Annotated in this window: 27 protein-coding genes, 1 pseudogene and 1 other annotated feature; of the genes and pseudogenes, 18 read left to right on the top strand and 10 right to left on the bottom strand. The window is 34.8% G+C overall.

Annotated elements, in window-relative coordinates; genetic code table 11:
• Positions 1-6 precede the first annotated feature (6 nt).
• The 5 genes from NKR74_RS13140 to NKR74_RS13120 all read left to right on the top strand — a co-directional run bounded on the left by NKR74_RS13140 (position 7) and on the right by NKR74_RS13120 (position 4,869).
• Positions 7-1,329 (top strand): hemolysin family protein, encoded by a 1,323-nt coding sequence (locus tag NKR74_RS13140; RefSeq protein WP_253629848.1) that lies wholly within the window; start codon positions 7-9, stop codon positions 1,327-1,329.
• Between the two features lie 129 nt (positions 1,330-1,458).
• The gene (locus NKR74_RS13135) at positions 1,459-2,175 is read left to right on the top strand and encodes a class I SAM-dependent methyltransferase (RefSeq protein ID WP_253629847.1); all 717 of its coding nucleotides are present in this window, start codon (positions 1,459-1,461) and stop codon (positions 2,173-2,175) included.
• A gap of 167 nt (positions 2,176-2,342) precedes the next feature.
• Positions 2,343-2,915, top strand: a complete 573-nt coding sequence (locus NKR74_RS13130) for a histidine phosphatase family protein (protein ID WP_253629846.1) — start codon at positions 2,343-2,345, stop codon at positions 2,913-2,915.
• 492 nt (positions 2,916-3,407) lie between these two features.
• A complete protein-coding gene (locus NKR74_RS13125; RefSeq protein WP_154711020.1) occupies positions 3,408-3,956 on the top strand; it encodes a DUF2179 domain-containing protein in 549 nt (182 codons plus the stop codon).
• A 457-nt stretch (positions 3,957-4,413) separates the two neighbouring features.
• The gene (locus NKR74_RS13120) at positions 4,414-4,869 is read left to right on the top strand and encodes a DUF3574 domain-containing protein (RefSeq protein WP_098311203.1); all 456 of its coding nucleotides are present in this window, start codon (positions 4,414-4,416) and stop codon (positions 4,867-4,869) included.
• A 429-nt stretch (positions 4,870-5,298) separates the two neighbouring features.
• On the opposite strand, the gene NKR74_RS13115 is transcribed toward NKR74_RS13120, so the two are convergent.
• Together NKR74_RS13115 and NKR74_RS13110 are read right to left on the bottom strand one after the other, a co-directional pair.
• Complete coding sequence (locus NKR74_RS13115) at positions 5,299-5,709, bottom strand: DUF5391 family protein (RefSeq protein ID WP_253629845.1); 411 nt, start codon at positions 5,707-5,709, stop codon at positions 5,299-5,301.
• Between the two features lie 223 nt (positions 5,710-5,932).
• Positions 5,933-7,120, bottom strand: a complete 1,188-nt coding sequence (locus NKR74_RS13110) for an MDR family MFS transporter (RefSeq protein WP_098310812.1) — start codon at positions 7,118-7,120, stop codon at positions 5,933-5,935.
• A gap of 139 nt (positions 7,121-7,259) precedes the next feature.
• Here NKR74_RS13110 and NKR74_RS13105 point away from each other — a divergent pair, with 139 nt between their 5' ends.
• Positions 7,260-7,781 carry a CGNR zinc finger domain-containing protein gene (locus NKR74_RS13105; RefSeq protein ID WP_253631150.1) on the top strand — a complete coding sequence of 174 codons (522 nt, stop codon included), beginning with the start codon at positions 7,260-7,262 and terminating at the stop codon, positions 7,779-7,781.
• 61 nt (positions 7,782-7,842) lie between these two features.
• Here NKR74_RS13105 and NKR74_RS13100 read toward each other — a convergent pair whose 3' ends face one another.
• Together NKR74_RS13100 and NKR74_RS13095 are read right to left on the bottom strand one after the other, a co-directional pair.
• The gene (locus tag NKR74_RS13100) at positions 7,843-8,292 is read right to left on the bottom strand and encodes a GNAT family N-acetyltransferase (RefSeq protein ID WP_253629844.1); all 450 of its coding nucleotides are present in this window, start codon (positions 8,290-8,292) and stop codon (positions 7,843-7,845) included.
• A gap of 63 nt (positions 8,293-8,355) precedes the next feature.
• Complete coding sequence (locus NKR74_RS13095; protein ID WP_253629843.1) at positions 8,356-9,510, bottom strand: 1-deoxy-D-xylulose-5-phosphate reductoisomerase; 1,155 nt, start codon at positions 9,508-9,510, stop codon at positions 8,356-8,358.
• Between the two features lie 140 nt (positions 9,511-9,650).
• Positions 9,651-9,864: a binding site (T-box leader), on the top strand.
• A 56-nt stretch (positions 9,865-9,920) separates the two neighbouring features.
• Here NKR74_RS13095 and NKR74_RS13090 point away from each other — a divergent pair.
• Positions 9,921-10,892, top strand: a complete 972-nt coding sequence (locus tag NKR74_RS13090; RefSeq protein WP_301287813.1) for a tryptophan--tRNA ligase — start codon at positions 9,921-9,923, stop codon at positions 10,890-10,892.
• A gap of 206 nt (positions 10,893-11,098) precedes the next feature.
• Here NKR74_RS13090 and NKR74_RS13085 read toward each other — a convergent pair whose 3' ends face one another.
• The 4 genes from NKR74_RS13085 to NKR74_RS13070 all read right to left on the bottom strand — a co-directional run bounded on the left by NKR74_RS13085 (position 11,099) and on the right by NKR74_RS13070 (position 13,758).
• On the bottom strand, positions 11,099-11,452 hold the full coding sequence (locus NKR74_RS13085; protein WP_309247654.1) for a GNAT family N-acetyltransferase: 354 nt from the start codon (positions 11,450-11,452) through the stop codon (positions 11,099-11,101).
• Between the two features lie 213 nt (positions 11,453-11,665).
• Complete coding sequence (locus NKR74_RS13080; protein WP_253629841.1) at positions 11,666-12,121, bottom strand: NUDIX hydrolase; 456 nt, start codon at positions 12,119-12,121, stop codon at positions 11,666-11,668.
• Positions 12,122-12,146: 25 nt separating this feature from the next.
• A complete protein-coding gene (locus NKR74_RS13075; RefSeq protein WP_253629840.1) occupies positions 12,147-12,914 on the bottom strand; it encodes a GNAT family N-acetyltransferase in 768 nt (255 codons plus the stop codon).
• Positions 12,915-12,930: 16 nt separating this feature from the next.
• Positions 12,931-13,758: a DUF2785 domain-containing protein gene (locus NKR74_RS13070; RefSeq protein WP_375337701.1), complete on the bottom strand. Its 828-nt coding sequence runs from the start codon at positions 13,756-13,758 to the stop codon at positions 12,931-12,933.
• 336 nt (positions 13,759-14,094) lie between these two features.
• On the opposite strand from NKR74_RS13070, the gene NKR74_RS13065 reads away from it, so the two are divergent.
• The 8 genes and pseudogenes from NKR74_RS13065 to NKR74_RS13030 all read left to right on the top strand — a co-directional run bounded on the left by NKR74_RS13065 (position 14,095) and on the right by NKR74_RS13030 (position 20,750).
• On the top strand, positions 14,095-14,847 hold the full coding sequence (locus NKR74_RS13065) for a GNAT family N-acetyltransferase (protein WP_253629838.1): 753 nt from the start codon (positions 14,095-14,097) through the stop codon (positions 14,845-14,847).
• 51 nt (positions 14,848-14,898) lie between these two features.
• A complete protein-coding gene (locus NKR74_RS13060) occupies positions 14,899-15,738 on the top strand; it encodes a hypothetical protein (protein ID WP_253629837.1) in 840 nt (279 codons plus the stop codon).
• Positions 15,735-15,890, top strand: a pseudogene (locus tag NKR74_RS13055) (tyrosine-protein phosphatase); the annotation flags it as partial. The gene NKR74_RS13060 and the pseudogene NKR74_RS13055, both read left to right, overlap by 4 nt.
• 333 nt (positions 15,891-16,223) lie before the next feature.
• Positions 16,224-16,418 carry a hypothetical protein gene (locus tag NKR74_RS13050; protein ID WP_098310801.1) on the top strand — a complete coding sequence of 65 codons (195 nt, stop codon included), beginning with the start codon at positions 16,224-16,226 and terminating at the stop codon, positions 16,416-16,418.
• Between the two features lie 301 nt (positions 16,419-16,719).
• On the top strand, positions 16,720-17,445 hold the full coding sequence (locus NKR74_RS13045; RefSeq protein ID WP_253629836.1) for an ABC transporter ATP-binding protein: 726 nt from the start codon (positions 16,720-16,722) through the stop codon (positions 17,443-17,445).
• Positions 17,438-19,093 (top strand): putative ABC transporter permease subunit, encoded by a 1,656-nt coding sequence (locus NKR74_RS13040; RefSeq protein WP_253629835.1) that lies wholly within the window; start codon positions 17,438-17,440, stop codon positions 19,091-19,093. Before NKR74_RS13045 ends, NKR74_RS13040 begins: the two co-directional genes overlap by 8 nt.
• Positions 19,094-19,150: 57 nt before the next feature.
• Positions 19,151-19,945 (top strand): SDR family oxidoreductase, encoded by a 795-nt coding sequence (locus tag NKR74_RS13035; RefSeq protein WP_253629834.1) that lies wholly within the window; start codon positions 19,151-19,153, stop codon positions 19,943-19,945.
• 208 nt (positions 19,946-20,153) lie between these two features.
• A complete protein-coding gene (locus NKR74_RS13030) occupies positions 20,154-20,750 on the top strand; it encodes a hypothetical protein (protein ID WP_098310798.1) in 597 nt (198 codons plus the stop codon).
• A 159-nt stretch (positions 20,751-20,909) separates the two neighbouring features.
• On the opposite strand, the gene NKR74_RS13025 is transcribed toward NKR74_RS13030, so the two are convergent.
• Together NKR74_RS13025 and ybaK are read right to left on the bottom strand one after the other, a co-directional pair.
• Positions 20,910-22,208, bottom strand: coding sequence for a histidine--tRNA ligase (locus tag NKR74_RS13025; protein WP_253629833.1), 1,299 nt, complete (start codon positions 22,206-22,208; stop codon positions 20,910-20,912).
• A gap of 358 nt (positions 22,209-22,566) precedes the next feature.
• Positions 22,567-23,040: a Cys-tRNA(Pro) deacylase gene (ybaK, locus tag NKR74_RS13020; protein ID WP_253629832.1), complete on the bottom strand. Its 474-nt coding sequence runs from the start codon at positions 23,038-23,040 to the stop codon at positions 22,567-22,569.
• 121 nt (positions 23,041-23,161) lie between these two features.
• Here ybaK and rraA point away from each other — a divergent pair, with 121 nt between their 5' ends.
• The 3 genes from rraA to NKR74_RS13005 all read left to right on the top strand — a co-directional run bounded on the left by rraA (position 23,162) and on the right by NKR74_RS13005 (position 26,592).
• Entirely contained in the window at positions 23,162-23,647 is a 486-nt protein-coding gene (rraA, locus tag NKR74_RS13015) for a ribonuclease E activity regulator RraA (RefSeq protein WP_253629831.1), read from the top strand.
• A gap of 466 nt (positions 23,648-24,113) precedes the next feature.
• A complete protein-coding gene (locus tag NKR74_RS13010; RefSeq protein ID WP_253629830.1) occupies positions 24,114-25,757 on the top strand; it encodes a DUF4430 domain-containing protein in 1,644 nt (547 codons plus the stop codon).
• 55 nt (positions 25,758-25,812) lie between these two features.
• Positions 25,813-26,592, top strand: coding sequence for a DUF4430 domain-containing protein (locus NKR74_RS13005; protein ID WP_253629829.1), 780 nt, complete (start codon positions 25,813-25,815; stop codon positions 26,590-26,592).
• Positions 26,593-26,594 lie beyond the last annotated feature (2 nt).

Here is a 26,594-nt window from a genome sequence, read left to right as displayed (position 1 = left end):
GATTCTTTGGAAATATTTAATTTAGTTATGATAGCGATTTTAATCGCGTTTACTGGATTTTTCGTGGCAGCAGAGTTTGCTATGGTTAAGGTGCGTTCAAGCCGTATTGACCAACTTGTTGCGGAAGGAAAACGGGGTGCATTAGCAGCCAAAAAGGTAACAACAAATTTAGATGAGTATTTATCGGCGTGTCAGTTAGGAATTACCATTACAGCTCTTGCGCTCGGATCGCTTGGAGAGCCTACGGTTCATCGTTTATTACAGCCGTTATTTCAAGATCTACATTTCCCAGAAACGGTTGCGAATTCAGTATCGTACATTCTTGCGTTTGCAACAGTTACCTTTTTACATGTTGTAGTTGGTGAGCTAGCACCGAAAACAGTAGCAATTCAAAAAGCAGAGACAATTACAATGTTGTTTGCAGCACCACTTATTATATTTTACAAAATCATGTTCCCGTTTATCTGGATGTTAAATAAATCAGCGCGTCTTGTAACTGGTTTATTTGGATTAAAACCAGCATCTGAGCATGAAGTAGCACACTCGGAAGAAGAATTACGTTTAATACTTTCAGAGAGCTATGAAAACGGTGAAATTAACCAGGCGGAGTATAAGTATGTAAACAATATTTTTGAATTTGATAATCGTCTTGCGAAAGAGATTATGGTGCCGCGTACAGAAATCGTTGGTTTCTATCTTGAAGATTCAGTAGAAGATCATATGGAAATTATCCGAAGTGAAAAGTATACACGTTACCCAATCTTTGGAGAAGATAAAGATGATATTATCGGTATGGTGAATGTAAAAGATTTCTTTATTCGTTATATGAAAAATGATAAAGAAGATCTTTCATCTATCCGAACGTTTATGCGTCCTATTATTGAAGTAATGGAGACAATCCCAATTCATGATTTACTTCTGCAAATGCAGAAAAAGCGAATTCCAATGGCTGTTTTGTATGATGAATACGGCGGTACAGCGGGAATTGTGACGCTTGAAGATATATTAGAAGAAATTGTTGGTGAAATTCGTGATGAATATGATGAAGATGAGCATCCTCCGGTTCATCATGTTGATGAGAACCATAAAATTGTCGACGGAAAAGTATTAATTAGTGAGATTCAAGATTTATTTGGATTACACATTGACGAAGTAGAAGTTGATACAATTGGCGGTTGGGTGATGACGCAAAATCACGAAATTCAAGAAGGACAATTTGTTACAGCAGAAGGATATGAATTTAAAGTTCTAGAAAAAGACGCGCATCAAATTAAGCGTATTGAAATTCGTAAAATAGATTTACAACAAGAAGAAGCAGCAACTGTATAGTTGCTGCTTTTTATGTGTCTCAAAGTTTGAGAGATCAATTGATTTTTGTTTAAATAATTTAATATTCTTAATTATTCGGATGTGTGATAAAATGAAAATTACGTCTTTTGAAGTTAGAGGAGGATGGATATGAATAAACAACAAATCATTGATGCGTACGATATACTTGCCGGCCATTATGAACAAAGTGTCGATTATGACAGTCCGTATAATACAGATTATGAACGACCAGCTATGATGAATCAGTTTCCTGATAATATGAGAGGAATGAGGGTACTTGATGCTGGCTGTGCGGCAGGGTGGTATACAGAACAGTTTCTTAATCGGGGAGCAGATGTAACCGCGATTGATGTAAGTTCAGAGATGGTTGCTGCTACGAAGCGAAGAGTAGGAGAGAAAGCTGAGGTTTATCGATTAGACTTTGAAAATACGTTACCTTTTGCAGATTGTACATATGATAGCATTGTTAGCTCTTTAGCTCTTCACTATATTGCAGATTGGGAACGAACATTTGCTGAATTTGTGAGAATATTAAAGCCAAATGGAACATTTTTGTTCTCCGTTCATCATCCGGCAATGGATATTCACCTGTCAGAGAAAAAAGAATATTTTAAGCGCGAATTGCTTCATGATAAATGGAAGAAAAGCGGTAAATATGTTGATATGTATTTTTATCGCCGGCCACTACAAGACATTATAAATGAAACGCTTCGTCATTTTGAAATTGAAAAAATTGTAGAGCCTATTCCGACGGAAGAATTGAAAAGAAATTATCCATCATCTTATGAAAAATTAATGAAACAACCGAGTTTTTTAATTATAAAGGCAAAGAAAAAGGAATTTTGAGAATGTGATAATATGGAAAATTGTTATCTTGTAAGCTTCTTCAAGTTAAATCTTAGGTCATGTAGCCATAGAATAATAGTCTTACAACGAAGCATGGTATAGCGGATATTAATTGTTATATAAAGTCACAGTAATCTATTATTTGTAAGTATTTTCAGGGGGGAATTATGTATACATATATTTACATGGTTAGACATGGTGAATCACCTAAAATAGAAGAGGACGAAAGAACGCGTGGATTAAATGAGAAGGGGAGGCTTGATACGTATAGAGTAACTGAATTATTGAAAGATGAAGGAGTAGACACGTTTATTTCAAGTCCATATAGCCGAGCTGTGTTGACGATAGAGAATTTAGCTCATTTTTATGGTAAAGAAATATTAGTATACGAAAATCTTAGAGAATGTATGTTTTCAAGTGAAGATAAGATAATATCAGATAAGGAATTGTATCCACTCGTAAAGAAGATGTTTTCCAATCCAGATTTTTCATTACTGGGAGGAGAATCAAATACAGATTGTCAGAGCCGATCTGTGGCAGTATTGAAAGATATATTAAAGAATTTTAAAGGTCATAAAATTGTAATTGGTACTCATGGACTTGTCATGACTTTAATGATGGGATATTTTGATAGTCAATATGGATTTGAATTTTTAATGCAGACATCAAAACCGGATGTATACAAGATGGAATTTAATGACGAACAATTAATTGATATAAAGAGATTGTGGACAGAATGATTTTGAATAATACTCGAAGAAGGCTGAAACTTTATATAACAGCAATATCATGTTGCCGGTCATTGTCAGGTGTGTTAGTAACAGTACAACACAATGTTTTTATGTTCACTGTCTTGCATCTGTGCGGTGTGATAGCAAATTGAGTTGAGTACCAATATACGTACATACGCTCTCAGCTCGGTGCTGTAGCTCTTTTTCGGTTCAACAAACTATAGATCCAAACAAACCTGCAGCAGTCCTTGCAATACATGTGAATGGCAGGTGAACACAAATACACCAGTGCCAGAGATGAGGCATGTTTTTTATGCCTTTTGAGAGATTTTATGATTTCAAGAACTGATTATTAGATTGAATCCTAAATCTAGGATTCTTTTTCTTTGTTATTTTTGAAGTTTTTGAACTAAAATAGAAAGAAAATTAATAAAATTCATCGCTTTCTTACGACTCTGTATGTTATTATGACAACAGACTTTTAGGAAGAGGTGGATACATATGTTACAAGCGTTACTTATTTTCTTACTGCAAATTATTTATGTGCCAATTTTGACAATCCGTACAATTCTGCTTGTAAAGAATCAAACAAAGTCCGCTGCTGGTGTTGGGTTGTTAGAAGGAGTCATCTATATTGTTAGTTTAGGAATTGTATTTCAAGACTTATCAAATATGATGAATATTGTAGCTTATGTCATCGGGTTTAGTGCTGGGTTGTTGCTCGGTGGTTATATTGAAAATAAATTAGCTATTGGATATATTACGTATAATGTTAGTTTACTAGAGCGTTGCGAAGAACTTGTGACCGCACTAAGACATGCAGGATTTGGTGTGACAGTCTTCATCGGAGAAGGAATTAATTCTGAGCGCTATCGTTTAGATATTGTAGCAAAGCGTTCGCGTGAAAAAGAGTTGGTAGAGATTATTAACGAAATCGCACCGAAAGCATTTATGGCTTCATACGAAATTCGCTCTTTCAAAGGTGGATATTTAACAAAAGCGATGAAAAAACGTGCGTTAATGAAGAAAAAAGATGATCAGGCATCATAAGAGAAAAGGCGAGATTTAGGATAGCTTCGCCTTTTTTATATACTATTTTTTTGGCTAGTTCATCATTAGTAGTTTAAGGCTTTGTTTCGATGATTTGTTTTTGGTTTGACTTTTGGATATATAAAATTCATCCAAAGAACGATAAATAAATTATCTGTTTGGAATCGCCATAAACCCTCGTTATTTCTCAAAAAAACCTAAGCTTTAGAAAATTGAGGTTCTAACTTCCAGAAAATATATTAGTGCGCAATATAGGCGTTTTGCCGACAGGTTCCCTAAGATAATTAATTGTTATACATATATTGAAAGAGTAAGTTAGATGTACACAGCTTTTTATGAAAAATATAAAACAAGTGAATTATAATCTCTCAAACCTTATTAAATAATATATAATTGTAAACAGAACACTCACCATTGTTTTGACAGCAAAACAGTCAAATAAGAAGGAGTGGCAAGCTTGAAAAGGAAAAAGATTTTGTATTGGTTTCTATCTATTGTATTGGTGACTTTTCTAGGGCATACGGTGTATGCTGCAGAACAACAAGAAACACTTAAAGTTCAAGAATCAAACGCTCTAAAGGGACAATTCCATCTTGATAATGTAGTGAAAATTTATGTGCCATCCACCTATAATGTAGATCAACCTATTGATAATACTCCCTATGTTAATAAGTCTCTAGAGACATTCTCTAAAATGTTTGGAGGAGCTACCGCTATTGAAGGAACAGGGGCCTGGGTAGGAGATAACAATCAGCTCATTAAAGAAAAAGTCACCATCGTGTATAGTTTTGCCGAAAACTTAAATAAGAAGACGATTAATGAAGTGGTAGCATATGCGAAATCCCTAAAAGAAGAGATGAAGCAATCATCAGTGTCTCTTGAAGTAAACGGGAAGATGTATTTCATTGAATAATGGTTAGAAAAAGGCTTGGAGATCTTATGTCTCCAAGCCTCTTTGTTATTTAAGAATCATAGCGCAGGCTACATAATCAGTGATATTCATGGTAAACAAAGAGGCTAATCCCTTATTCATTAAAAATTAAGCCTTTTCTCTTTTGAAAGCTTTATACAAGAATGTATACATATTTGGTTTAGTAAGTATGATTTCTCTGAATTGTCCTTATTTCTCGTATGAAAATCGCATAGCTGCTATTTAGTCTAATGCTTTATTTTCGTGCAATCATTATCTATTCATGACATATAATGGTGAATCTAAATCTTTATTTCATGAGCTAAGAAATGAAGATGTATAACACTTGGAATGAAGGATTTTTACCAAAATTAGTTTGACATTCATTTTCTAGCTCCTTAAAACAGGTTTTAATTTAATTAACTCGTCATATTAGATAAAACGTTTTTGGTGATTAAGCTTTGATGACGAACGAAAAGCTACGAAATACCACATAACATTAACGATTAATGTAGCTATGCAAAGTCCTAGTAAAATAGGAAATCCACCCATCGTTAAAGCGACTATGAGTATTGCGGAGTTTATAAGCAGTCCTAATCCACAAAAGAATGCCATAACGAATTTCATTACATTCAATCCTACTATATATAGAATTAAAGGGAGGAGATAGGTGGCAAGAGCCATGCCTATCGCTGTCCACATACCCATCGTGCCCAATTTATTAGCACTAGGTCCGGAATTAGCGAGTGGGGAAAGTGAAGCTGTAACCAATAAAGAGCAGAAGAGCAATGCGGAAACTAAAGTCATGAAAATAATACGAGATTTGTTTGTTTCTTTTGTCATAATATGTTTCACTCCTTTCAAAATCGTTCGTAAAATTAAGAGGGTTATAGAATAGTATCCTAAAGTTGAGAACGTCAGCAGTTGTGAATAGCTCCTCCATTATTCATTTAGAGTAAGTATTCTATTTTTATATTATAACAAATATATGAAAAAAAGGTTATTTTTGGATTGATAGTAGATTAATTTAAAACGTGTGAAGATGAAAACAGAGTATGTAAGAACATTACATACTCTGTTTTATATTCAATGGATCTTCATTCCTTTTAACATTTGGTTTCAAAAAATGAAGGAGTGAAAATCCAACCACGCCTAACAGACCAAAAATAATCCAAGGAAAACTCATATCTTTCCAATATTTCGTAAAGAAAGTCCCTGTATAGTTTCCAATAGTAAATCCTAGGGCAAGCGATAGTTGAAAGAAACCAAAATAGGTTGCTGTGTATTGTTCGTTACTAAAGTTTGCCACAGCAATATCCGTATTAGGTAGTACGAGTGTTTCTCCGATAGTAAATAAAATGACACACACCAATAGCCAATATGGATGAAAAGAGATTGGAATGAGAAGGAAAGAAAGTCCCATTAGTAATACACCATACTTTACAAGAGAAAGTGCATGATATTTTTTGAAGAGATATTTAAATGCAATCATAAATAAAAAACCCGTAATGGCGTTTATTGTAATGACGAGTCCTACTAAGTCTTGGTCGCGGCTTATATTATTCATATGAAGTGGTAATGCAACCGTAAGTTGTGTAAACATCGTATAAAAAAACACCATGATGAGTGAAAAAGATAAAAAGAGCTTGTTTTGCACAGCCACTTTTATTCCCGTTAACAGTTGTGTTTCGTGTACAGTAACATGAAAGTGAGATCTAAGAAGAAAGAAAAGGAATGCTAGAACGAACATGAGTGATCCTGTAAATAAGAATGGATATAGTGGATCCCAATGAAGCAATACACTACCTGCAATTGGCCCGATGATTGCTCCTCCATTAAGGAAGAGATTTAAGTATGTAAATGTATCCTTTCTTATATGAGCAGGTTGAGAACCAAAAATAGCACGTGCAGATGGTTCATAGAAAGCAGTTCCAAATCCAATGAATATTGTTGCAAGCATAATAGTATAAAATCCAGAAAATATCCCTAGAGAAAGAAAGCCAATACCTCGTAAAATGGTTCCGGTTATCATCATGATGATATAACCAACCCGATCTGCAAGTATTCCTGTAAATAACGGAAATATTCGAGAGGTAATTGTAAGCGCTGTTAAAATTGTGCCAACTTGCATAGCAGAAAAATGTAAAGAATTAGATAAATAGATAGCTAGAAAAGCCATTACTGCAAAATGACCAAGCGTCATAAAAAAAGTAGAAAATAATACAAAACGAATAGGTAATGAAAAAGATTTCAAAATGTCCACCTCTTTTTGTTAACCTTCTATTTATTTTAACGGTTAACATTTTTATGTTATGATTATACTGAAAATAAGAAAAAAAGTAAACGATGGAAAGTTGGTGGTGATTTTGAGTAGCAACCAAACTGCACCAGAGATGTTAGAAAGTATAAGAGCGTTTTTAAATACATGGAGAATCCCAAATGAAACAAGAAAACCGGTTGATTTTTTTGAAACAGAAGAAAATGTATATTTGTTTATGAATGAACAATGGGATGAAGAGTTACCTTTTGGTTCGGTGGAGGAAGTAAAAAGTTTCCGCGGCACTATTCGAGAGGCGGTTGAACAGCAGAAGTCGTTAAAGCCGTTGTTCGAGAAATATCCATTACAAGTAATGACTGTGGATGGAGAAGATGGGATTACATATCAAGCAATTGGTGAGGAAAATTTATATACATTTATGTTACGGATTATTGCCTCTGCGATTGTAAATAAACAGTGGGGAAGATTGAAAGCTTGTCCGGATTGTAAGTGGGTATTTTACGATCAATCTCGTAACGGTAGTAAACGTTGGTGCGGCATGTACGCTGAAGGAGAAGGGGGAAGAGCTTGCGGAACAATTGCAAAAGTGAAGAGACACCGTGCGAAGAGAAAAGCAAATTCAAGTTATATCAAATAGCCGAAGCTTGCAGTGCTGCAAAGTTTCGGCTATTCTCTTGCTTTCTAAGTTGAACAGTATGCTATGATTTTTTCAACTGTACAAGAACGAGTCCATCTGGTAATGTAATTTCTTTCGTTTCTATAAAATTATGTTTCTTATATAAAGCAATAGCAGGTGTATTTTTTTTACCAGTTTGTACAATATAAGGCGTTGTTTCTTCATGTAGTTGAAATAGATGTTGCAATAGTTCCGTTGCAATTCCTCTATGAAAATATGTAGGTGAAACAACGAGGCGATGAATATCAATAACATCATCCTCATATAGAAATGAAATAAACCCAGCTAAAGTATCATCAATAAAGTATCCATAAAAGATTTCATTACAATTTTGAATATCCAAAATAGTGTCATACAATCGAGGAATTGAATTGTTTTGAATATACTGTGCTTCAATTTTATATGCGGAAATTTGAACTTCTAAAATTTCCGCAGCTTCTTCAATAGAAGAAGGAGATAATTTTCGTATCAAGTGGAGGCCCCCTTTATGAAAAGAGTGAGAATATAGGATTCTCACTCTTTCGTATAACTAGTTCTAATTTTTTACAAGCAATTCATTGGCATATTGACGGGCCCAGTGATCAGCTTCTAATATCTCTTCTAATGAAGGATTAGCAATATTATGGTGAGATTCTAATGCAGAATAAATTGTTTTTTCAATGTCAAAAAATGAAATCTTGTCTTGTAAATATAAAGCATTTGCAATTTCATTCGCAGCATTTAGTACAGCTGGTTTTGTACCACCAACTTTCCCAGCCTCGTAAGCATAGTGGAGGCAAGGAAAGTTCTCTGAATCAGGTTTTTCAAAATGCAAGCTGCCAACTTCTAATAAATTTAACTTTTTGAAGGAAGATGGTAAACGTGATGGATAGTGGAATGCATATTGAATAGGCATACGCATATCAGGTGCCCCGAGCTGAGCGATAATAGAACCATCTACAAATTCTACAAGAGAGTGAATAATGCTTTCTTTATGAATCATAACATCGATTTTTTCATAAGGAATGTCAAATAACCAGCGTGCTTCTATTACTTCAAAGCCTTTATTTAGTAATGTTGCAGAGTCAATTGTTAATTTTGCTCCCATTAGCCAATTTGGATGTTTTAGTGCATCTTTCGCTTTGAGCAGTGCCATTTCTTCGCGTGTGTTATCTCTGAATGCACCGCCAGAAGCAGTTACAATTAATTTTTCAATCTCTTTATTATTTTCGCCATTTAAACATTGAAAAATAGCTGAATGTTCACTATCTACGGGAATAAGGCGACAATGATTTTCTTTTGCTAATTCCGTAACAATATGTCCAGCAGCTACTAATGTTTCCTTATTAGCAATTGCAATATCTTTTTCTGCTTTTAAAGCTTCAATTGTTGGAAGAAGCCCTGCTACGCCAACGACAGAAGTTAAGACAAGATTACTATCGGGGTGCGTAGCAACTTCAATCAATCCTTCTTCTCCATATACAACCTTTGTTCTAGTAGAAATTCGTGAGCGCAGTGTATGTGCTAATTCTTTCGTACTCACACTTACAATGAGCGGCTGAAATGTTTGTATTTGTTGTTCTAACATATCAATATTTTTATTTGCGCTTAGACCGATAATTTGAAAGTGTTCTGGGTGAGCAGCGACTACATCTAGTGCTGATGTCCCAATCGAGCCAGTTGATCCAAGAATTGAAATGTATTTTACCATAATAAATCCTCCGTAGTTGTATAAATCCTTTCCGTAAACCTTTATCTAATTAGACAAAAAAAGGGAAATTCCTGCATAATAAGACAGAAAGTTCTCTTTTGTATGAAAAATAATTATGGTATAATAAGGGAAATTTATAAGAAAAAGCGATGATAGAGAAGAGTACATATTTTGACCTTTACAGAGAGCTGATGGTTGGTGGGAATCAGTGAGGGAAAAATATGGAATGGGCTCTGGAGCTGCAAGCTGAACTGAGTAGGTTATGACGGTTGTTTCGACGTTATTCGAATCGTAAAGAGAGCTATGTAATTATAGCTAATAAAGGTGGTACCGCGGGAGTCCCTCGTCCTTTTTAGGATTGAGGGACTTTTTTGCGTGATAAAGGAGGAGTAGTTGTGAATAAAAATGTTATGTTAACAGGTATTAAACCAACTGGACATCCGCATCTCGGGAACTATATTGGAGCAATTAAACCAGCCTTGCAGCTTTCTAAACAAAGAGAAGGAGAGGCTTTATATTTTATTGCTGATTATCATGCATTAAATGCAGTGCAAGATCCAATGAAATTTCGTGAATATACGAAGGAAGTAGCAGCGACATGGTTATCTTTAGGTTTAGATGAACATGTAATTTTTTATCGCCAATCAGATGTACCGGAAATTTTAGAATTGTACTGGATTTTGGCTTGTCTTACTCCAAAAGGTTTAATGAACCGAGCGCATGCTTATAAGGCAAAGGTTGATCAAAATATAGAAGCAGGGGTAGATGAAGATACTGGTGTAAACATGGGATTATATACGTACCCTATTTTAATGGCTGCCGATATTTTATTATTTCAATCAAACTATGTTCCAGTCGGAAAAGATCAAATTCAGCATGTAGAAATTGCGAGAGATATTGCCTCGTATTTTAATAACGCATTCGGTGAAATTTTTGTATTACCGGAGTATATTATTCAAGAAGAAGGAGCAATTGTACCAGGTCTTGACGGACGGAAAATGAGTAAAAGTTATGGAAATGTTATTCCGCTATTTGAAGAGCCAGAAAAGTTGAAAAAGCTTATTTTCAAGATTAAAACGGATTCATCTTTACCAAGTGAACCGAAGGAACTTGAAACATTATTTATGTTGTATAAAGAGTTTGCTACAGCAGAGGAAGTTACATTAATGAAAGAACGATACGCAACAGGCATCGGCTGGGGGGATGTAAAAAAAGAGCTACTTCGAGTCATCAACCGGGAGTTAGAGGAGCCAAGAAAGAAATATGAAATGTATATGAATGAGCCGCAGTTGCTTCAGGAAGCACTCAAAAAAGGAGCAGAACGCGCAAGAGAAATTGCTAAGAAGAATTTAGCGGAAATAAAAAAACGGATTGGATGTTAATGTGAAAAGGAAAAGATTTGGTTCCTTTTGTCTTATTAAAAATTAGTTGTAGACTGAAAAGGTGTTTTCTGTACATGAAAGCACCTTTTGTTAACATAAAATCAATATATCGCAAAACCTTTAAAATTTCCTTCAGAAGATCTGAAGAAACTTTCTATTCACATAATCAATGTTATCGGTAGTTGTCATGCCTGATTGATAATTTTCTAAATATACAAGGAATATGTCAGCTCACCGTATGTAAGTATATGATCATCGGTAAATCCAAATTCTGTGTAGAATTTCTTACCTGCATCATTTTTAGGGTGTACAGTTAAACGAATGCAATGACAAGAAGGATGCGTATCTTTGATATGCTTTATCAACACTTCTAGCGCAGAGGATCCTAATCCCTTTCTTTGAAATCTTTTATCGATGAAAACATGAAAAAGCCAAAAGTCTTCTTTGCTATCAGGTGTATAGTGTAGATTAAAGAAACCTACTATTTTCTGCTGATTGTAGATCCCATAAGGTTCGATAATTCTATCGTCTGGTCTAATGTATGCCTTAGCAAGAGCAATAGCAACAGGAGGTGTAACTGCAGCAACAAATTCTTGTTGCTCACTATTTACAGAAAGCCCAAGAGCCCCCCGCTAGTTTTCAGAAGTTATTTTTTTCAGGCTTACTTGAGACATGAGTGATAACCTCCAGTTTCTATATTTGATTTTTTGGAAATCAGGTATTATCTAAATCTCATGAAAATGATTAGAAAAATTCAATTAGATCAGCGATGTTCAGTCTATAACATTTTTTAAAAAGGCGTCTAAAATTAATTTATGTAATGATCCCAAATTGGTAGGAAGATTATGAATAGGGAAGAATCGTAAATCTTTTGATTCCTCGTGATCGATACGTAATGTTCCTTCAAAATCACGACAGATATATGTAGCGAGAACACCATATACTTGATCTCCATTTGGGTAAACATTGAAGAATTCTTTCCCAGAAAAATTTTGAAATAGTTCTAAATGTTTAACGATTAAACCTGTTTCTTCATAAACTTCTCGTTTAGCGGCTTCTTCTAGGGTTTCACCACATTCAAGTGCACCACCAATTATGCCCCAACAATTGTAATCACTGCGAAGTTGAAGTAGTACTTCATTATTTTCGTTTAATATAATCACATGTGAACCTATTAAAATGAGTGGACGATTTCCAACTAAGCTGCGCATTTCTTCGACATATCCCATATATACACCTTTTCCTTTGTTCATATTACATACGCGCAAATTGTAAGTATGTTTCGTATGGAGTAAATCCTAACTTTTCTAAAATGGGAGCAGAATGACCTTTTCTTGCCTGACATGTTGCTAAAATAATGCCTTTTTCCTTTGCATCTTGTAACCGTTTATAAACTAAATGCTTATAAATCCCTTGCTTGCGATAAGTAGGTAATACGCCGGAACCATTTAAATAAACTACAGATCCATCATGACTGTATCTATAGTTTGCATAGCCGACAGCGACATTCCCGTCACAGCAAATGATATAACCACTACTTTCACCGCTAGCTTCAATATACGATTTTCGCTGCTGAAAAAGATTGTCTCTTGCTGAGGGAGGATAGTCCCAAATCGTAATGCTTACATCAACAAGCTTTGCGATGTCCTCATCTGTTTTTACATCAATGAATGAGTATGTATTTGGTAAATCTGGAATATGAAAGCTTGATAATTGTAAAGCGACCCCAACGTATTCATCAATACATGCAAATTTATGATTTATTATTGCTGTAATTAATTCTTTTTGCTGCGAAGGAACCCACCAAGAGAATGGTATATTTTGAAAAAAGCGCAATGCCGTTTCTAATGGCTGCTGTGATGCAAAACGAACAACTTTATTGGCTTGAATGCTAGGGATATTTTTATTTTTAATCATAATGAGATCCGTTGTATGAATAAACTCAACTTCATTTGGAATTAGCTGAGCAGGATAATCCCAATGGTGTGCTTCAATTGCATTTTGTATTGTTTCGATATCCATTGTTTTCCTCCGTATATTAATAAAATGTTGGTAGTTCTTTTAACATCACCTCTGCTTGCGAGGCTGTATAAGTTAGTTGAATATTATGTACTGATCTAAAATATAAACTACGCAAGAAATTTTTTATATTTGAGCATAGAATACAATATTCATTGATTGGGAGTCTCGCTTTATATATTGGCAGCAAGTTTAGTTTGATGCGAATCGTATCGAATAGCTGCTTTTGCGAGAAACCGAGGGATATCATAGAAAGAAGAGGGGTAATAATGCGCTCATCCTCATCAAAATGATATACAATGGAATAAACGAATATTTTATTTAAAAGGCAATGGGTTAGTTCTTCGTAATATTGTGGCGGTAATTTTGGATTATGAATAAGGGCATCGAAAGCATCTGACGCATGAGCGATGCTATGTGCCCACCCATAAGGTTGTACATACCCTCGTAAATCAATTTCCTGGTTCATATAGTCTACTAATTTTTCTTTTACAGTAAGAATAGTTTCTTGTGTTAAAAAGTTTGTTTTATTATCTGCACATAATATCAACGCAATTAATAATGTTGTAAAAGAACGTGTAAACACACTATTCGTGTTATCAGAAGTGATGCCACAATATAAATATTGTTCTTCTAAAGTTAGCATAAGTAACTTTTCTAACTGAGCCTCAGGAAAATAATCACGTGAAATAAGGTGAGAAAAGGTAGAGTAAATCAGTTGATCACGTAAGTAGCCGTCTAATGTTCCGATATGCTCTAGCATATGTAAGCTTAATTGATTTAAATCTATATTTTGAGGTAGTAAATATCCGTTTTTCTGAATGGTTTCTAGTAATTGCTGCAACATAATGGTATTCAATGATGCTCCCCCTCGTTATAGCTTTATCGATAAGACACTCTAGTGTCTATCCCGCATTAACGGGCAGTAAGCCCCCACCTCAAGATTCAAAAAGAGACGAGGAAAATAGGTGGGGGATGAAAAAAACCCCACTGATGGAAGTTTCACTTTATAAGAGCCTAATTGTTTAGGTTAATCATTGATGAAGGGTGAAGAAATTCTTTATTATATGGAATCTTTACGTTATAAACATTAAATGTCTAATATTCTACATATTCATAAAAACTCCTGCTCATGCAATAGAAAACATGTTATTTTTAAAATTTTACAGAAAGAGGTTAAGGAATGAATCAATTGGTTAATATGGAACGAGATTTTAAAGTATTAGTAGGAGAACCGCACTATATTACGATTGAAGAAAATAATACAGTTTCCTTTACAAAGGAACAAATTACAGAGGTTGTACAATTTTGGACAGAAAAAGCAACGGATAAAGGAGTTTTACATTTACATTTCGTTATTTCATCAAAAAGTCCAAATTATACATATTATGAAGAGGTGTTTCAGCGTTTACAATTTCAGCATCAAAAAAGTTGTGTTATGGTACTGAAAGATTTATCTGATGTTACAGATGTGGAAGTTCCGTTTACGCTGAAAACAATAGATGAAGTAGGAGAAGACATTTTTAAAACAATTTGGCTGGAATCTATGCAGTTTTCTTTAACTACGAAAGAAACGTTATCTATAGATCAATTATTATATGCTTTTCAAACAGAAATTGGCGACAGATGGAACGAACATTGTTTAGTCGCCTTTCAAGGAAAAGATCCAGTAGGTGTTATTCTGCCGCATATAGAGCCAGGTACGGTAGAAGAAGGGAGATTGTTCTATCTTGGTATTGTCCCGAATATGCGTGATAAACGATACGGGACAAAGCTTCATGAAAAAGCATTATACATTTTAAAAGAAATTGGTGCCTCATATTATGTAGGTAGCACTGACGAAATGAACGATGCCATGAAACGAGTGTTTTCTAACAACAACTGTATACAGTTAGGGAAGATAGAGAAATATACAAGGGTGATTAGAAAAGGATAAATAGAGCTCCCCTTCGAAGTACTAAAGAAATAAATTTAGGGGAGGAATTGCATGTTAAAACAAACATTTAAAAGAATAATTCCTTTATATCCTGAATTTTTATTTCCAGACTGGCATATAGAACACATATCACAACGGCAGGAGAGCGGGAAGTGGGAAACGCTTTGGTTTCAGGTGATAACACCCACAGGAATGTTTCGTGTGAAACAGTTTTTTCTGGATATTATGGAACCAACTTTTCCTGATAGTTGCCTGTGCCAAGCGCAGGGAGAATGTTTTCGATATAACACACTAACATATTGGCGTGGTATAAATTATAAAGGAAATGATAGTTATGTAACTTCTAAGTGGAAAATGCAAATTGAAATTTCTATTGATAATGGAGTTATAGAACAACATCAGATGGAGGAATTTTTGTATGGATTACAGCCATTTGAATTAGAGACAGCAAAACGACAAATGAAATTACCATTTCACCGTCTAAGCTTTCAGGCTCATATGGAAGATAGTGTAGGCGAAATTAATCGTTGTTCTATATGGTGTTCTCCAGAAGAAAAAGAATTTGTATCATTACCGCTTCTAGTTCCGAGTTCATGGAAGCTAGAGTCTGTTGGTTTTGGTAATCGTGAAACACAGTATATATACTGGGATACAAAAGAGCAGTTATATGCGCTATGGGCATGTCGTCATACAAATTATAGTTATCGCCCTGTATCCTCATGGATCAGAAACTATAGTTCCCCGCTAAAGATTGGAAACTGTGAATACTATACGCATCCACAAAGAGGTACAGTTGTATATCAAGATTTTGGAGATGAACAAATTACCTATGTATTTCGAGGAACGCCGTGCACGTCCTTTGGAAAAGTACAAGCAATCTTTACTCTTTAGGTGCAATGTTCGAGATAAGAGTGGAGTATTTACAAGCAGTCGTTAATGAAATTAACATTATTTATGGTTCTGTGGAGCAATATGCTGAACAAGGGATTGGATTTACGAAAGACAAGTTAGAAGAAAGAGAAAATTTAAGGGAGAGGGTCTAAAGAGCGATGAAATCGATTTTTAGAATCGCTCTCTTTTTTTTCTTCACTTGTAGACAGAGTATGCTTTATGTTATAAGACTCTCATCTCAAGATTTTAGGAAGTTGAAGAAGATAGGTGTGGGCTTTCTGGAAATGAGGACGAAGAAATTTTGCGCACTCACATTTTTCCGAGATTGATTGTGCAATGGATACAAGCAAAACCGATTGTTATGAAAAAAAGATGCTAATAGTATTTGTAGTTATTTCAAGAATTGTCAAAACATTTACAAATATATCCACGTTGTTAACACTATAAATAGTAAAAAATCTGTAACTAAGGGAGGGGATAGGGACATGCTACTATGGATATTAGTAATATTAATAATAGTAGGATTAACGGTTATTGGAACGGTAATGGTTGGGAAAACTGAGCAAGAAGATTATGGAACTTCAACAAAAGGAAATATAACGAGACTTTCTATCATTTATCTTTGTTTAGGGGTCATTTTAGTAGTTGGAGTAGCTTCGTATATATATTTTTATGGATGAAAAATACGGTGTAGTAAAAAAAATAAAGAAAAAGAGAGTGCAACATATAAGCACTCTCTTTTTTGTCTTTGATGGGGATTTTTTAGAGATAATCCTCTTCGTTTTTTATCATTTTTAATAAAGTGAAACTTCCATCAGTGGGGGGTTACTGCCCTTTAATGCGGGATAAAGTATGTAAGTTGAAAATGAAAAGTCTAGGATATTAATAATTAATAAATCTAAAAAGTTATAAAAATCTAAAAATGTATTATGCTATAATTAGATAGTGATTATTGGAAAACCAGGGAAGGAATGGATACTGATGATTGAAATTATTAATGTATCAAAGAGCTATAATGGTAGTAAATTTGCGGTAAAAAATTTGGATTTAACAGTGCCGAGTGGAGAGATATTTGGTTTTTTAGGCCCAAACGGTGCGGGGAAATCAACGACAATTAAGATGATAACGGGTGTTCACTCTCTTGATAGCGGGACGATTTCTGTAAATGGAAAAGACATTACAAAAGAGTCGCTTGAAGCGAAAAAGTTATTTGGGTATGTTCCTGATAGTCCCGATATGTTTTTACGCTTAAAAGGGATTGAATATTTAAATTTTATGGCGGATATGTACGATGTTCCGAAAGATGTGCGTCAAGAAAAGATTCGAACACTAGCAGAACGTTTTAGTTTATACGAAGCATTGTCCGATCAAATTCAAAGTTATTCACATGGAATGCGTCAAAAAATTATTATTATCGGAGTTCTTTTGCATGATCCAGATGTATGGGTATTAGACGAACCGATGACAGGATTAGATCCCAAGTCAGCATTTATATTAAAACAAATGATGCGTGAACATGCCGATAAAGGGAAAACGGTATTTTTTTCGACGCACGTGCTAGAAGTGGCTGAAAAGTTATGTGATCAAGTTGCGATTATTAATAAAGGAACACTTCAATTTCGAGGGAATTTAGCAGAAATGCGAGAGCATTTTGAATCTAATGAATCTCTTGAAAAAATGTTCTTGGAGATGACGGAAAATGAATAAGATTTGGATGTTAACAAAAATATTATTAAAAATGAATTATGCCGACATGTTAACCGATAAGAAGAAGCGTGCTGTATATTTATTTTCATTTTTGGGCCTTATGTGTGTTGGATTTTTGTTTATAGGTCCGCTTGCATATGGAATGTATGGGGGATTAAAACAAGTTGGTCAGGAAAACTTACTTATTGGCATGGGGTTAGCGATTGGAAGTATATGGGTGTTTGTGGTTAGTATTACGACAATTTTAACAGTATTTTATTATAATGATGACGTTGAAATGTTATTACCATTACCACTTCAGCCAGCCCATATTATTACTGCAAAGTTTATTACAGTTTTAATTACACAATATGTGATGGCTTCTTTTGTTTTATTTCCAATCTTTATTGTGTATGGGTTGCAAAGTAATGCTTTTATTACATATTATGTATACGCTCTAATTGTTTACATATTTTTCCCAATTATTCCGTTAGTTCTCGCTTCGCTTCTCATGACAGTAATTATGCGTTATACAAATATCGCAAAAAATAAAGATCGAAGTAATATGTTAATGGGTTTATTTACTTTGTTGATGATTGTAGGCATTAATGTATTTATTCAATGGAAAAATAGAAGTGCTGCTTCCGGACAAATGACAGCAGACTATTTTGTAAATAATCAATCTTCGTTTCTAGTAGAAATGACAAACTATTTTCCGACAACATATTTTGGGGCAATGGCGTTAATAGAAAGTGTTTCGTGGAAAGGAATTTTATATTTACTTCTTTTCGCTGCCATTTCATTTGCGTTTTATGTACTGTTTTTCTATGTTGCGGAGCGTACATATTTAAAAGGAGTTATTGGACTTTCGAATAGTACTGCGAAAAAAGAAGTGATTTCTTCTGAGAATTTTAATAAAGCTACTATACAAAATTCACATTGGAAAGCATATGTGAAAAAAGAGTTTCGTATTTTGTTTCGCACGCCACAATTCTTTATTAACTGTATTGTGCAAACATTTGTTATGCCAATTATGTTTTTCTTTATTATTTTTGTGCAAGACGGCAACTTAGCTTGGTTAAATAAATTTGCAAAAGATAGTGAAACAGCAAGTCTTGCGCTTGGTCTTGCCTTTTGTGCAGGTATGTTTTTAATGGGATCAAACGTTATTGCGACAACATCTTTTTCAAGAGAAGGTCGCACTTGGTTTATCAATCGCTATTTACCAGTCAAGGCAGACGGCATTTTCTTTGCGAAAGTATTTACAGCTTGGCTCATTAATACCACTATTTTAGCTATCTTTGGTCTTGTGCTTATCATTATAGGTGGTGTGTCGCCAGTATTTATCTTACTTTGGTTCTTGCTATGTGCAAATGGGTTATGGTTAAACAATTTAATTGGCACACGCTGGGATGCACAAACAGCTGATATTCATTGGGATTCTGAACAAAAAATGTTTAAAGGTCGTTATACTACGCTTTGGAATTGGCTTGTTAATGTATTATTAGTTGGTATTACTGTTGGTGGAGTATGTGCGTTATTTTTCTTATTAGGAATTGGAATGTGGGGTATGTTTTTAAGTATCCTAGTTGTTTTTACTATTGTAAATGTTATTGTATCTCGTAGTTTACAACTGGGTGCTGAACGTATCCTAGCAAATATTAAATAAATTGTAAATCCTCTGTTACTATACAGAGGATTTATTATATGAGGGGAAGAAGTCGCTATGAGGAAAATTGCAATTGTCACAGGTGCAACTCGGTTACATGGTATTGGAGCAGCGGTTTGCAAAGAATTAGCTCAGAAAGGGACAGATATCTTTTTTACTTATTGGCCTCGCTATGATAAAACAATGCCTTGGGGGATGGAAAGAGATGAACCGTTTTTATTAAAAGAAGAAGTTGAAAGTTTTGGCGTACGTTGTGATATGGCTGAGATTAATTTGGCGCAGTCTTATGCACCGAACCGTTTGTTATATATGGTATCAGAACATTTTGGAGAGCCGACAATTTTAGTAAATAATGCTGCGTATTCTATAAATACAAATTATGATTCAATCGATGTGGAAAAGTTAGATTCGCATTATACAGTAAATATAAGGGCGCCGATTTTGTTAAGTACACTATTTATGAAGCACTTTACAAAAGAAAAAGGCGGAAGAATTATTAACCTTACGTCGGGGCAATCATTAGCGCCGATGCCAGATGAACTTGCATATGCCGTAACAAAGGGGGCTATCGAAACATTTACAGCTTCAGTTGCACCTGCTGCTGCGAAAAAGGGGATTACAGTAAATGCGGTTAATCCAGGACCAACCAATACAGGGTGGATGAATGAAGAAATGAAACAATATCTTGTAACAAGGTTTCCAACAGGAAGAGTTGGGGAGCCGAAGGATGCAGCTCAGTTGATCGCTTTTTTAGTAAGTGAAGAAGCAGCATGGGTAACGGGGCAGGTTATTCATTCGACAGGAGGATTTTATCCCGCATTAACGGACAGTAAGACCCCCACCTCAAGATGAAGAAAAAAGCGAAGAAGATAGGTGGGGGCTAACTGTCCGTAAAAGCCCGATTGGTTCAACTAACCATCAGTGGGGGATGAAAAAACCCCCACTGATGGAGGTTTCACTTTATTGAGAAATTTGTGTTTGTAATAAATAATAAAAGGAATTTTTGTAAGGATATAGAAAACTATTTGGGAGGTGAAATTGTAATTTTAGGAGGCTTATTATGAATTTGAAAAAAATATCGATTGCTTCATTGGCGATTGGAGCGATGCTCTCCATTACAGCTTGCGGTACCTCAACAGAAAAAGATCAAGCAAATCAAAGTAAAAAGGAACAAACAAACGCTCAAGAAGAAGCGAAAACAACAAGTGCAGACCAAACAAATACGAGTAAAAATGAGGAGAAGGACTCAAAAACAACAAGTGCAGATGGGAAAACTGAAGCGACATCAACGAATACAGAACAAACGAAAAATGAGAAAAACGGAACAAAAGAAACAAAATCAACAAATGCAAAGCAAAATGCTAGTATGAAAAGTGGAGTAACAGAAGTTGTACAGTTAATAGAAGAAGTGGACAAGCAATTGAAAGCAAATCCGAAACAAGAAACTGTAAATAAACTAGGAAAGCAGATTGCTGATAAATGGGATGTAGTTGAGAAGGAAGTTGAAACAAAACATCCATCCGATTATAAAACAATCGAACAAAATTTATACCCACTAATTGTTGAAATGGAAAAACAAAAGCAGGATTTAAAAAAGTTAAAAACGTTAACTACGAAAACAAAGCAAGATTTAAATCAATTTTTGAATAAGCTTTAATAAAAAATGAAGATGAAATTAAATCTTATCTTATATATAGCCTATGTAATAAAAGGAGAAACGTAGCAGATGTGTACGTTTCTCCTTTTATGATTAGTTGCAACAAATACATAACACAACTTTTTAATAAAAAATATGGTATGTGAGAGATTGGTGCGATTAACGATATAAATATTGTTTTAACGTACCATTTTCAATACAAGCAAGAGGTATATTTTGTTCAGTTCCTTCCTTCATATTTCGTAAAACCGCTACATTGTTATTTATTTCTTCTTCACCGACAATAAGTACATGCGGAATGTTTTCTTTGTTTGCATAGTTAAGGGCACGTTTTAATTTACGATTTGTTAGTTCGAGTTCTATTTTTAAATTTTCATTTGTTCGCAATGTGTGTGCAATTTTTAAACATTTTGCCTGCGTTCCGAGTGGAATGACAAAGATATCGACAGAAGAGGAGGCACGTTCTTTTTGTATAAGCGCAGTATAAATGACGTCTAAACCAAATGAAATTCCAACTGTCGGATAAGATTTATTATCACCTCGAAAGGCACTGATAATATGATCATACCGGCCACCGCTACCAATGCTAGAGGTAATACTACCATCCGTTAAAAAGATTTCATAAATCGTTCCTGTATACATTGTAAGACCTCTTGCGAGAAAAGGAGAAAATACTGTATTAGATTCAACTCCAAGTGCAAGTAAGTATTGCTTAAGTTCTTGGAGTTCAGTAACGCCTTCCTTTACAAGTGGATCAGAGAATATTTTATCAAATTCAGAGAGCTGTATGGATACACATGTTTCCAACGTCTTACATAATATATCGATTGTTTCGTTTTGTAATCCTCGATTTATTAAATCATTTCTTACACCTTCAATGCCGATTTTCTCAAGTTTATCTACAGATAAAATAACATCTTGTATTTGTGATTGAGGGATTTGAATAGCTTGTAATATTCCTGTTAATAGCTTACGGTTGTTATATTGAATAGTTACATCTAGGTTTAATTTGTTAAATATATCGAGTGCCATTACCATTAATTCAGCTTCCGCTATAATGGATTCAACTCCAACAATATCTACATCGCACTGTACAAATTCTCGGAATCTGCCTTGTTTAATTGGACCATTACGAAATACCTTCCCGATTTCATAACGTTTAAACGGAAGACGGATTTCTGGATTCATAGCTACAACTTTTGCGAAAGGAATTGTTAAATCATAACGCAGTGCAAGTTCACGATTGCCTTGATCACGAAGGGTATACATTTCCTTTAAAATTTCAGCACCTCCTCCATATTTATAAGCCATTAAATCGTACATATTCAAAATAGGTGTTTCTAATGGCTTACAGCCGTAAGCTTCAAATGTTTCTTCACAAGTCCGCTTAATTGTATTACGCAGTACTTGTTCTTCTGGTAAATAGTCTTTTGTTCCTTTTACATTTTGTAAGTTCATATTTATCACTCCTTTTTGAAATAAAAAAGCTATGTAGGTATAAAAATACCCACATAGCTTTATAGTCGCTTCGTGGGTAACAGGAATAGCCCTGTACCCACGAAGAAAAAATTCTTCGGATACAAGGCGTTATATATGATGATGAAGTTGGAAAGAAGTATTACGTTTTAACATAAGCAATCTCTCCTTAAATTTTTTTTATATCATACCAAGATTAATTTGAATTATCAAACATTTTTTGGTCTGTTACTTAAGGGCATTAAGCTCTCTGCTGATAAAAGCTACACTTTTTTAAAGTTTGAGGTATGGAAAAGTTTAGTGAGGATGAAAAACCTGCCTCATGTATGAGACAGATTTTTCATGAAGTAATAGATGTAAGTGTTCCATTACTAATTTTAATAAAGTCTGCACCATCAATAAAGATTTGTAATCCTCTTTTTCCAGCGCTAATACTGATTGGATTTAAATTTGCAGCAGATTCGTCAATAAAAAGTGGGTAATTTTTTTTCACGCCAAGAGGTGAAACACCGCCACGTATGTATCCTGTTAATCCTAGTATTTCCTTCATTGGAACCATCTCTACCTTTTTGTTTTTACTTGCAGACGCTAATGCTTTTAAATTGAGCTCTTTATGTGAAGGTATACAAGCCATAATTACCCCAGTTTTATCTCCGCGAAGGACAAGAGTTTTGAAGACTTGTTCTAATTGTAAATCAACTTGCTCAGCAACATGTTTTGCATCTAAATTTTCTTCATCCCACTTATATTCATGTATTGTATACGGAGTTTTATGCTTATCTAATAAACGACAAGCGTTTGTTTTACTACTCATTTTCCACACTTCCTTTTTTGGTTCTTATTTTTAGTATACAAAATTTTGCAAAATAAGACAGGGAAAATGAGAAAGGACAAGAATATGTAACATATATTTTGAAAAGAAAAGAGGGAAAAAGATGTGGAGAACAACAGATCTATATGATGCATATGAAACTGAAGTGGAAGTATGTAAACCTCTGTTTCAATCATACGGAAAGAAAAAGCAGTTTCATGGAAAAATTGCAACAGTGAAAGTGAAAGATGATAATGTACTTGTGAAGCAAGCGCTAGAAACGTTACCTGAGGGTACAGTATTAGTTGTGGACGGAGAAGGCTCAACAAATTGTGCGTTACTTGGTGATAATTTAGCAAACATTGCAAAGGAACGAAATTTAGCAGGTATTATTATATATGGCTGTGTTCGTGATTGTGTAGAGCTTAGTAAAATTGAGTTCGGTATTTTAGCGATTGCAACGATGCCGAAGCGAAGCGTGAAAGAAGGGAAAGGAGAAACAAATATTCCTGTGTCCTTTGGGGGAGTTTCTTGGATTCCAGGAGATTATGTATATGTTGATGAAGATGGTGTGATTCTAAGTAAAAAAGAAATTCACCATGAGTCATGATGTGAAGAAAAGGAAATTCGAAGGTAAATAATGATAGAAATATTTTCAGATACAAATGCACATCAATATAAGGCTTTAAAAAGAGCGTTACAAGAATATTGGTATTCTTAAAAAGCAAATACGATAAATGATAGACAAAAAAATATAAAAATAGTAAAATAGTACAGAATTTTGTAATATTGTGAATTGTATAGGAGCATAGTGTTTCACTAGGTAAAAAAGAGGAAGTTCGGCGGAGTTTCAATGTTACTCCGCTACTGTAAATGAGAAGACTTTTTACATTTTTTATCAGAAGATGCAAAAAGTCATTATTTCATAAACGGGGTACCTTACCTATGCAAATACAATAACCTATGGAGATAGAGGTGCTGTGCATCCGTTGAACGCTTGTTTGAAGCGTGTTTATGCGCGCCCCTTTGAGGGTATTTTTTTATGCGATTTTTAGGAAAGGGGAGGAATAAATAGTATGGCAAACATGAAAAAATGGTTATTCATGACGATTGCATTAGTTTTCTTGTCTTTTGCAAATACCGTACACATTGCCTTTGCTGAAGGCAAAACAGCAACGTTAGCAATTGTTGGAGATTCACAAAAAGGGATTATGCTATGTCCAAAAGAAGTTGCAATTCAAGAGGGAGAAACGGCCTATAGTTTACTGCAAAAAGAAATGGGGAGTAAAGTAACCGCAGAAAACACGAAGTATGGTGTATACGTGAAAGGCATTGATGGATTAATGTCTGGTGAAACGAGCGGCTGGTCTTATGAAGTGAATAACAAATCACCGATGGTTGGTGCAGATAGCTATAAGCTAGAAGATGGAGATGTTGTGGCTTATCGTTTTGTTTTAGACTGGAACAATATGAGTCAACAAACTTTGCAGCAAGTGTTAGATGAACTTGGTACATGTAAGAAACAGCCTGATACAGACAACCCAGGTACGGACAAACCTGATACACCAAAACCGCAAGAACCTATAAAAGGTGATGTAACGAAGAAAGTTGATGAAGCAATTGTAAAAACTGCACAAAAGATGATGAAAGATGGCATAGATAGTGACTGGGTTGTAATTGGTCTAACTCAATCAGGTCAAGAAGTTTCTAAAGAGATAAAATCAAACTATTTACAATCATTAGAAGAGCGTATTAAAGAGAAGGAAAATAAATTCTCTTCCACTGAGTTAGCACGTACAATTTTAGCAGTTTCAGCGGTAGAAGGTGACCCAACAAATATTGCTAGTAATAACTTAATTTCAAAATTATATAACTTTGAGAAAATAGATTCTATTACAGGATATACTTTTAGTTTACTTGCATTAGATACAAAAAAATATGACGTGCCAGTTGATGCGAAATGGAACCGCGATACATTAGTAAATGCAATTTTAAAATCACAGCATACAGATGGCGGCTGGGCGTATATGGGGAAATTAGAGGAACCAAGTGATGCAGATGTAACTGGAATGGTTTTCTCAGCATTAGCACCATATCAAGATCAAGCGGAAGTAAAGCAAGCATTAGATAAAGCGAAGCAATATTTAGCGAGTATACAGACAGATAAAGGTGGATTTACATCCGGCGGTGTAGAAAATGTCAACAGTGTAGCGGAAGTTGTTCTTGGACTTGCAGCAGCTGGCATAGATCCAACAAGTACTACATATACAAAAAATAATTATAATGCGGTTCAAAATTTACTATCTTATCAATTAGAGAATGGTGGATTTAAATGGTTGGCAAACGATACTGAGGAAGATAGTATGGCAACTGAGCAAGCGATGTTAGCGCTTGTTCAGTATAAGAACTATTTAAATGGTAAAGGTTCTATTTTCGATTGGACAAACGCTTCAACACCAACCAATGAAGGGGATAACTCAACGGAAGAGCCGAAACAACCAACTGGTGATGAGCAATCTGTAGCAGAGGAAGAACAAAAACAAGCGGATAAACAGCCTGTTGTAGCTTCAGAAGATCAAACTGTACAAAAGGAAGCGAAAGTAGAAAAACATAGTTTACCAGAAACAGGTATGTCTCGATTAAATACTGCTATGCCAGCTGCATTTGGCGTACTGTGCATTGGCGCTGCATATGTATTATGGAGAAAAAAAGCAGCTTGACAAAATTAGGAGCAAATATTTGCTCCTAATTTTATTACGAAAGGTGTGAGAAATGATGGAAATGATGAAATGGCTTGTGTTGTTTGTTTTCTCACTTAGTTTTATCACTGGGTGTAGTCAAAATGAGGTAAAGACAGATAAAAAGACAGACGCAAAACAAACAGAGCAAAAAGATGAAAAGAAACAGGAACAGCAATCTTCAGAAGAACAGAAACAAGAACAGAAACAAGAAGAAAAATCTCAAGAAGAAAAAGTTGCAGATTCAAAATCTACCGAACAGAATCAAGAGCAAAAACAAAATGCAGAACAATCACAAAATCAAGAGCAAAAAGCACAATCTCAAGAAAAATCTAAAGTTGTAAATGAGCCGAAAGAAACGCCGAAGCAGGAAAATGTACAACAAACAACTGAAAACCAACAGTCTGCACAAGGTCATTCTGAAGGGACTCCTTCACCGGTACAACCTGCTCCAGAGCCAAAAACGGAATCACAACCACAACAAGAGGTAAAGACGGTTACGATATCCGTACGTGATGATCAAAGTACGATCTTAGGGGGAACGGAAGTAGAACTTCAAGAGGGAGATACTGTTTTTAAAGTATTAGCTCGTACAATGAAGCAAAAGGGAATTCAAATGGAATATACTGGTTCAGGAAATGGTGTATATGTTCAAGGGATTAATAATTTATATGAGAAAGATAAAGGTAGCGGAAGTGGCTGGAAATATAGTGTAAATGGTGTTGATGTTAAAATGGGTGCTGGCAGGTATAAAGTGAAGCAAGGAGATAAAATTGAATGGTTTTATACGTTAGATTATAGGAAAGAAGATCGGTAAAG

It is taken from the genome of Bacillus sp. 3103sda1 (genome assembly GCF_024159135.1).
Lineage (GTDB): Bacteria > Bacillota > Bacilli > Bacillales > Bacillaceae_G > Bacillus_A > Bacillus_A rhizoplanae.
Note: the sequence above shows the minus strand (reverse complement) of the source record. Positions and strands in the feature narration are given on the sequence as shown.

What these genes read in the sequence shown, in the direction of transcription:
- NKR74_RS13135 (WP_253629847.1), top strand. Translation starts at nt 1,459, where the DNA reads ATGAATAAACAACAAATCATTGATGCGTACGATATACTTGCCGGCCAT.
- NKR74_RS13130 (WP_253629846.1), top strand. Translation starts at nt 2,343, where the DNA reads ATGTATACATATATTTACATGGTTAGACATGGTGAATCACCTAAAATA.
- NKR74_RS13125 (WP_154711020.1), top strand. Translation starts at nt 3,408, where the DNA reads ATGTTACAAGCGTTACTTATTTTCTTACTGCAAATTATTTATGTGCCA.
- NKR74_RS13115 (WP_253629845.1), bottom strand. Translation starts at nt 5,709, where the DNA reads ATGACAAAAGAAACAAACAAATCTCGTATTATTTTCATGACTTTAGTT.
- NKR74_RS13105 (WP_253631150.1), top strand. Translation starts at nt 7,260, where the DNA reads ATGTTAGAAAGTATAAGAGCGTTTTTAAATACATGGAGAATCCCAAAT.
- NKR74_RS13095 (WP_253629843.1), bottom strand. Translation starts at nt 9,510, where the DNA reads ATGGTAAAATACATTTCAATTCTTGGATCAACTGGCTCGATTGGGACA.
- NKR74_RS13090 (WP_301287813.1), top strand. Translation starts at nt 9,921, where the DNA reads ATGTTAACAGGTATTAAACCAACTGGACATCCGCATCTCGGGAACTAT.
- NKR74_RS13080 (WP_253629841.1), bottom strand. Translation starts at nt 12,121, where the DNA reads ATGGGATATGTCGAAGAAATGCGCAGCTTAGTTGGAAATCGTCCACTC.
- NKR74_RS13075 (WP_253629840.1), bottom strand. Translation starts at nt 12,914, where the DNA reads ATGGATATCGAAACAATACAAAATGCAATTGAAGCACACCATTGGGAT.
- NKR74_RS13070 (WP_375337701.1), bottom strand. Translation starts at nt 13,758, where the DNA reads ATGTTGCAGCAATTACTAGAAACCATTCAGAAAAACGGATATTTACTA.
- NKR74_RS13065 (WP_253629838.1), top strand. Translation starts at nt 14,095, where the DNA reads ATGAATCAATTGGTTAATATGGAACGAGATTTTAAAGTATTAGTAGGA.
- NKR74_RS13060 (WP_253629837.1), top strand. Translation starts at nt 14,899, where the DNA reads ATGTTAAAACAAACATTTAAAAGAATAATTCCTTTATATCCTGAATTT.
- NKR74_RS13050 (WP_098310801.1), top strand. Translation starts at nt 16,224, where the DNA reads ATGCTACTATGGATATTAGTAATATTAATAATAGTAGGATTAACGGTT.
- NKR74_RS13045 (WP_253629836.1), top strand. Translation starts at nt 16,720, where the DNA reads ATGATTGAAATTATTAATGTATCAAAGAGCTATAATGGTAGTAAATTT.
- NKR74_RS13040 (WP_253629835.1), top strand. Translation starts at nt 17,438, where the DNA reads ATGAATAAGATTTGGATGTTAACAAAAATATTATTAAAAATGAATTAT.
- NKR74_RS13035 (WP_253629834.1), top strand. Translation starts at nt 19,151, where the DNA reads ATGAGGAAAATTGCAATTGTCACAGGTGCAACTCGGTTACATGGTATT.
- NKR74_RS13030 (WP_098310798.1), top strand. Translation starts at nt 20,154, where the DNA reads ATGAATTTGAAAAAAATATCGATTGCTTCATTGGCGATTGGAGCGATG.
- NKR74_RS13025 (WP_253629833.1), bottom strand. Translation starts at nt 22,208, where the DNA reads ATGAACTTACAAAATGTAAAAGGAACAAAAGACTATTTACCAGAAGAA.
- ybaK (WP_253629832.1), bottom strand. Translation starts at nt 23,040, where the DNA reads ATGAGTAGTAAAACAAACGCTTGTCGTTTATTAGATAAGCATAAAACT.
- rraA (WP_253629831.1), top strand. Translation starts at nt 23,162, where the DNA reads ATGTGGAGAACAACAGATCTATATGATGCATATGAAACTGAAGTGGAA.
- NKR74_RS13010 (WP_253629830.1), top strand. Translation starts at nt 24,114, where the DNA reads ATGGCAAACATGAAAAAATGGTTATTCATGACGATTGCATTAGTTTTC.
- NKR74_RS13005 (WP_253629829.1), top strand. Translation starts at nt 25,813, where the DNA reads ATGGAAATGATGAAATGGCTTGTGTTGTTTGTTTTCTCACTTAGTTTT.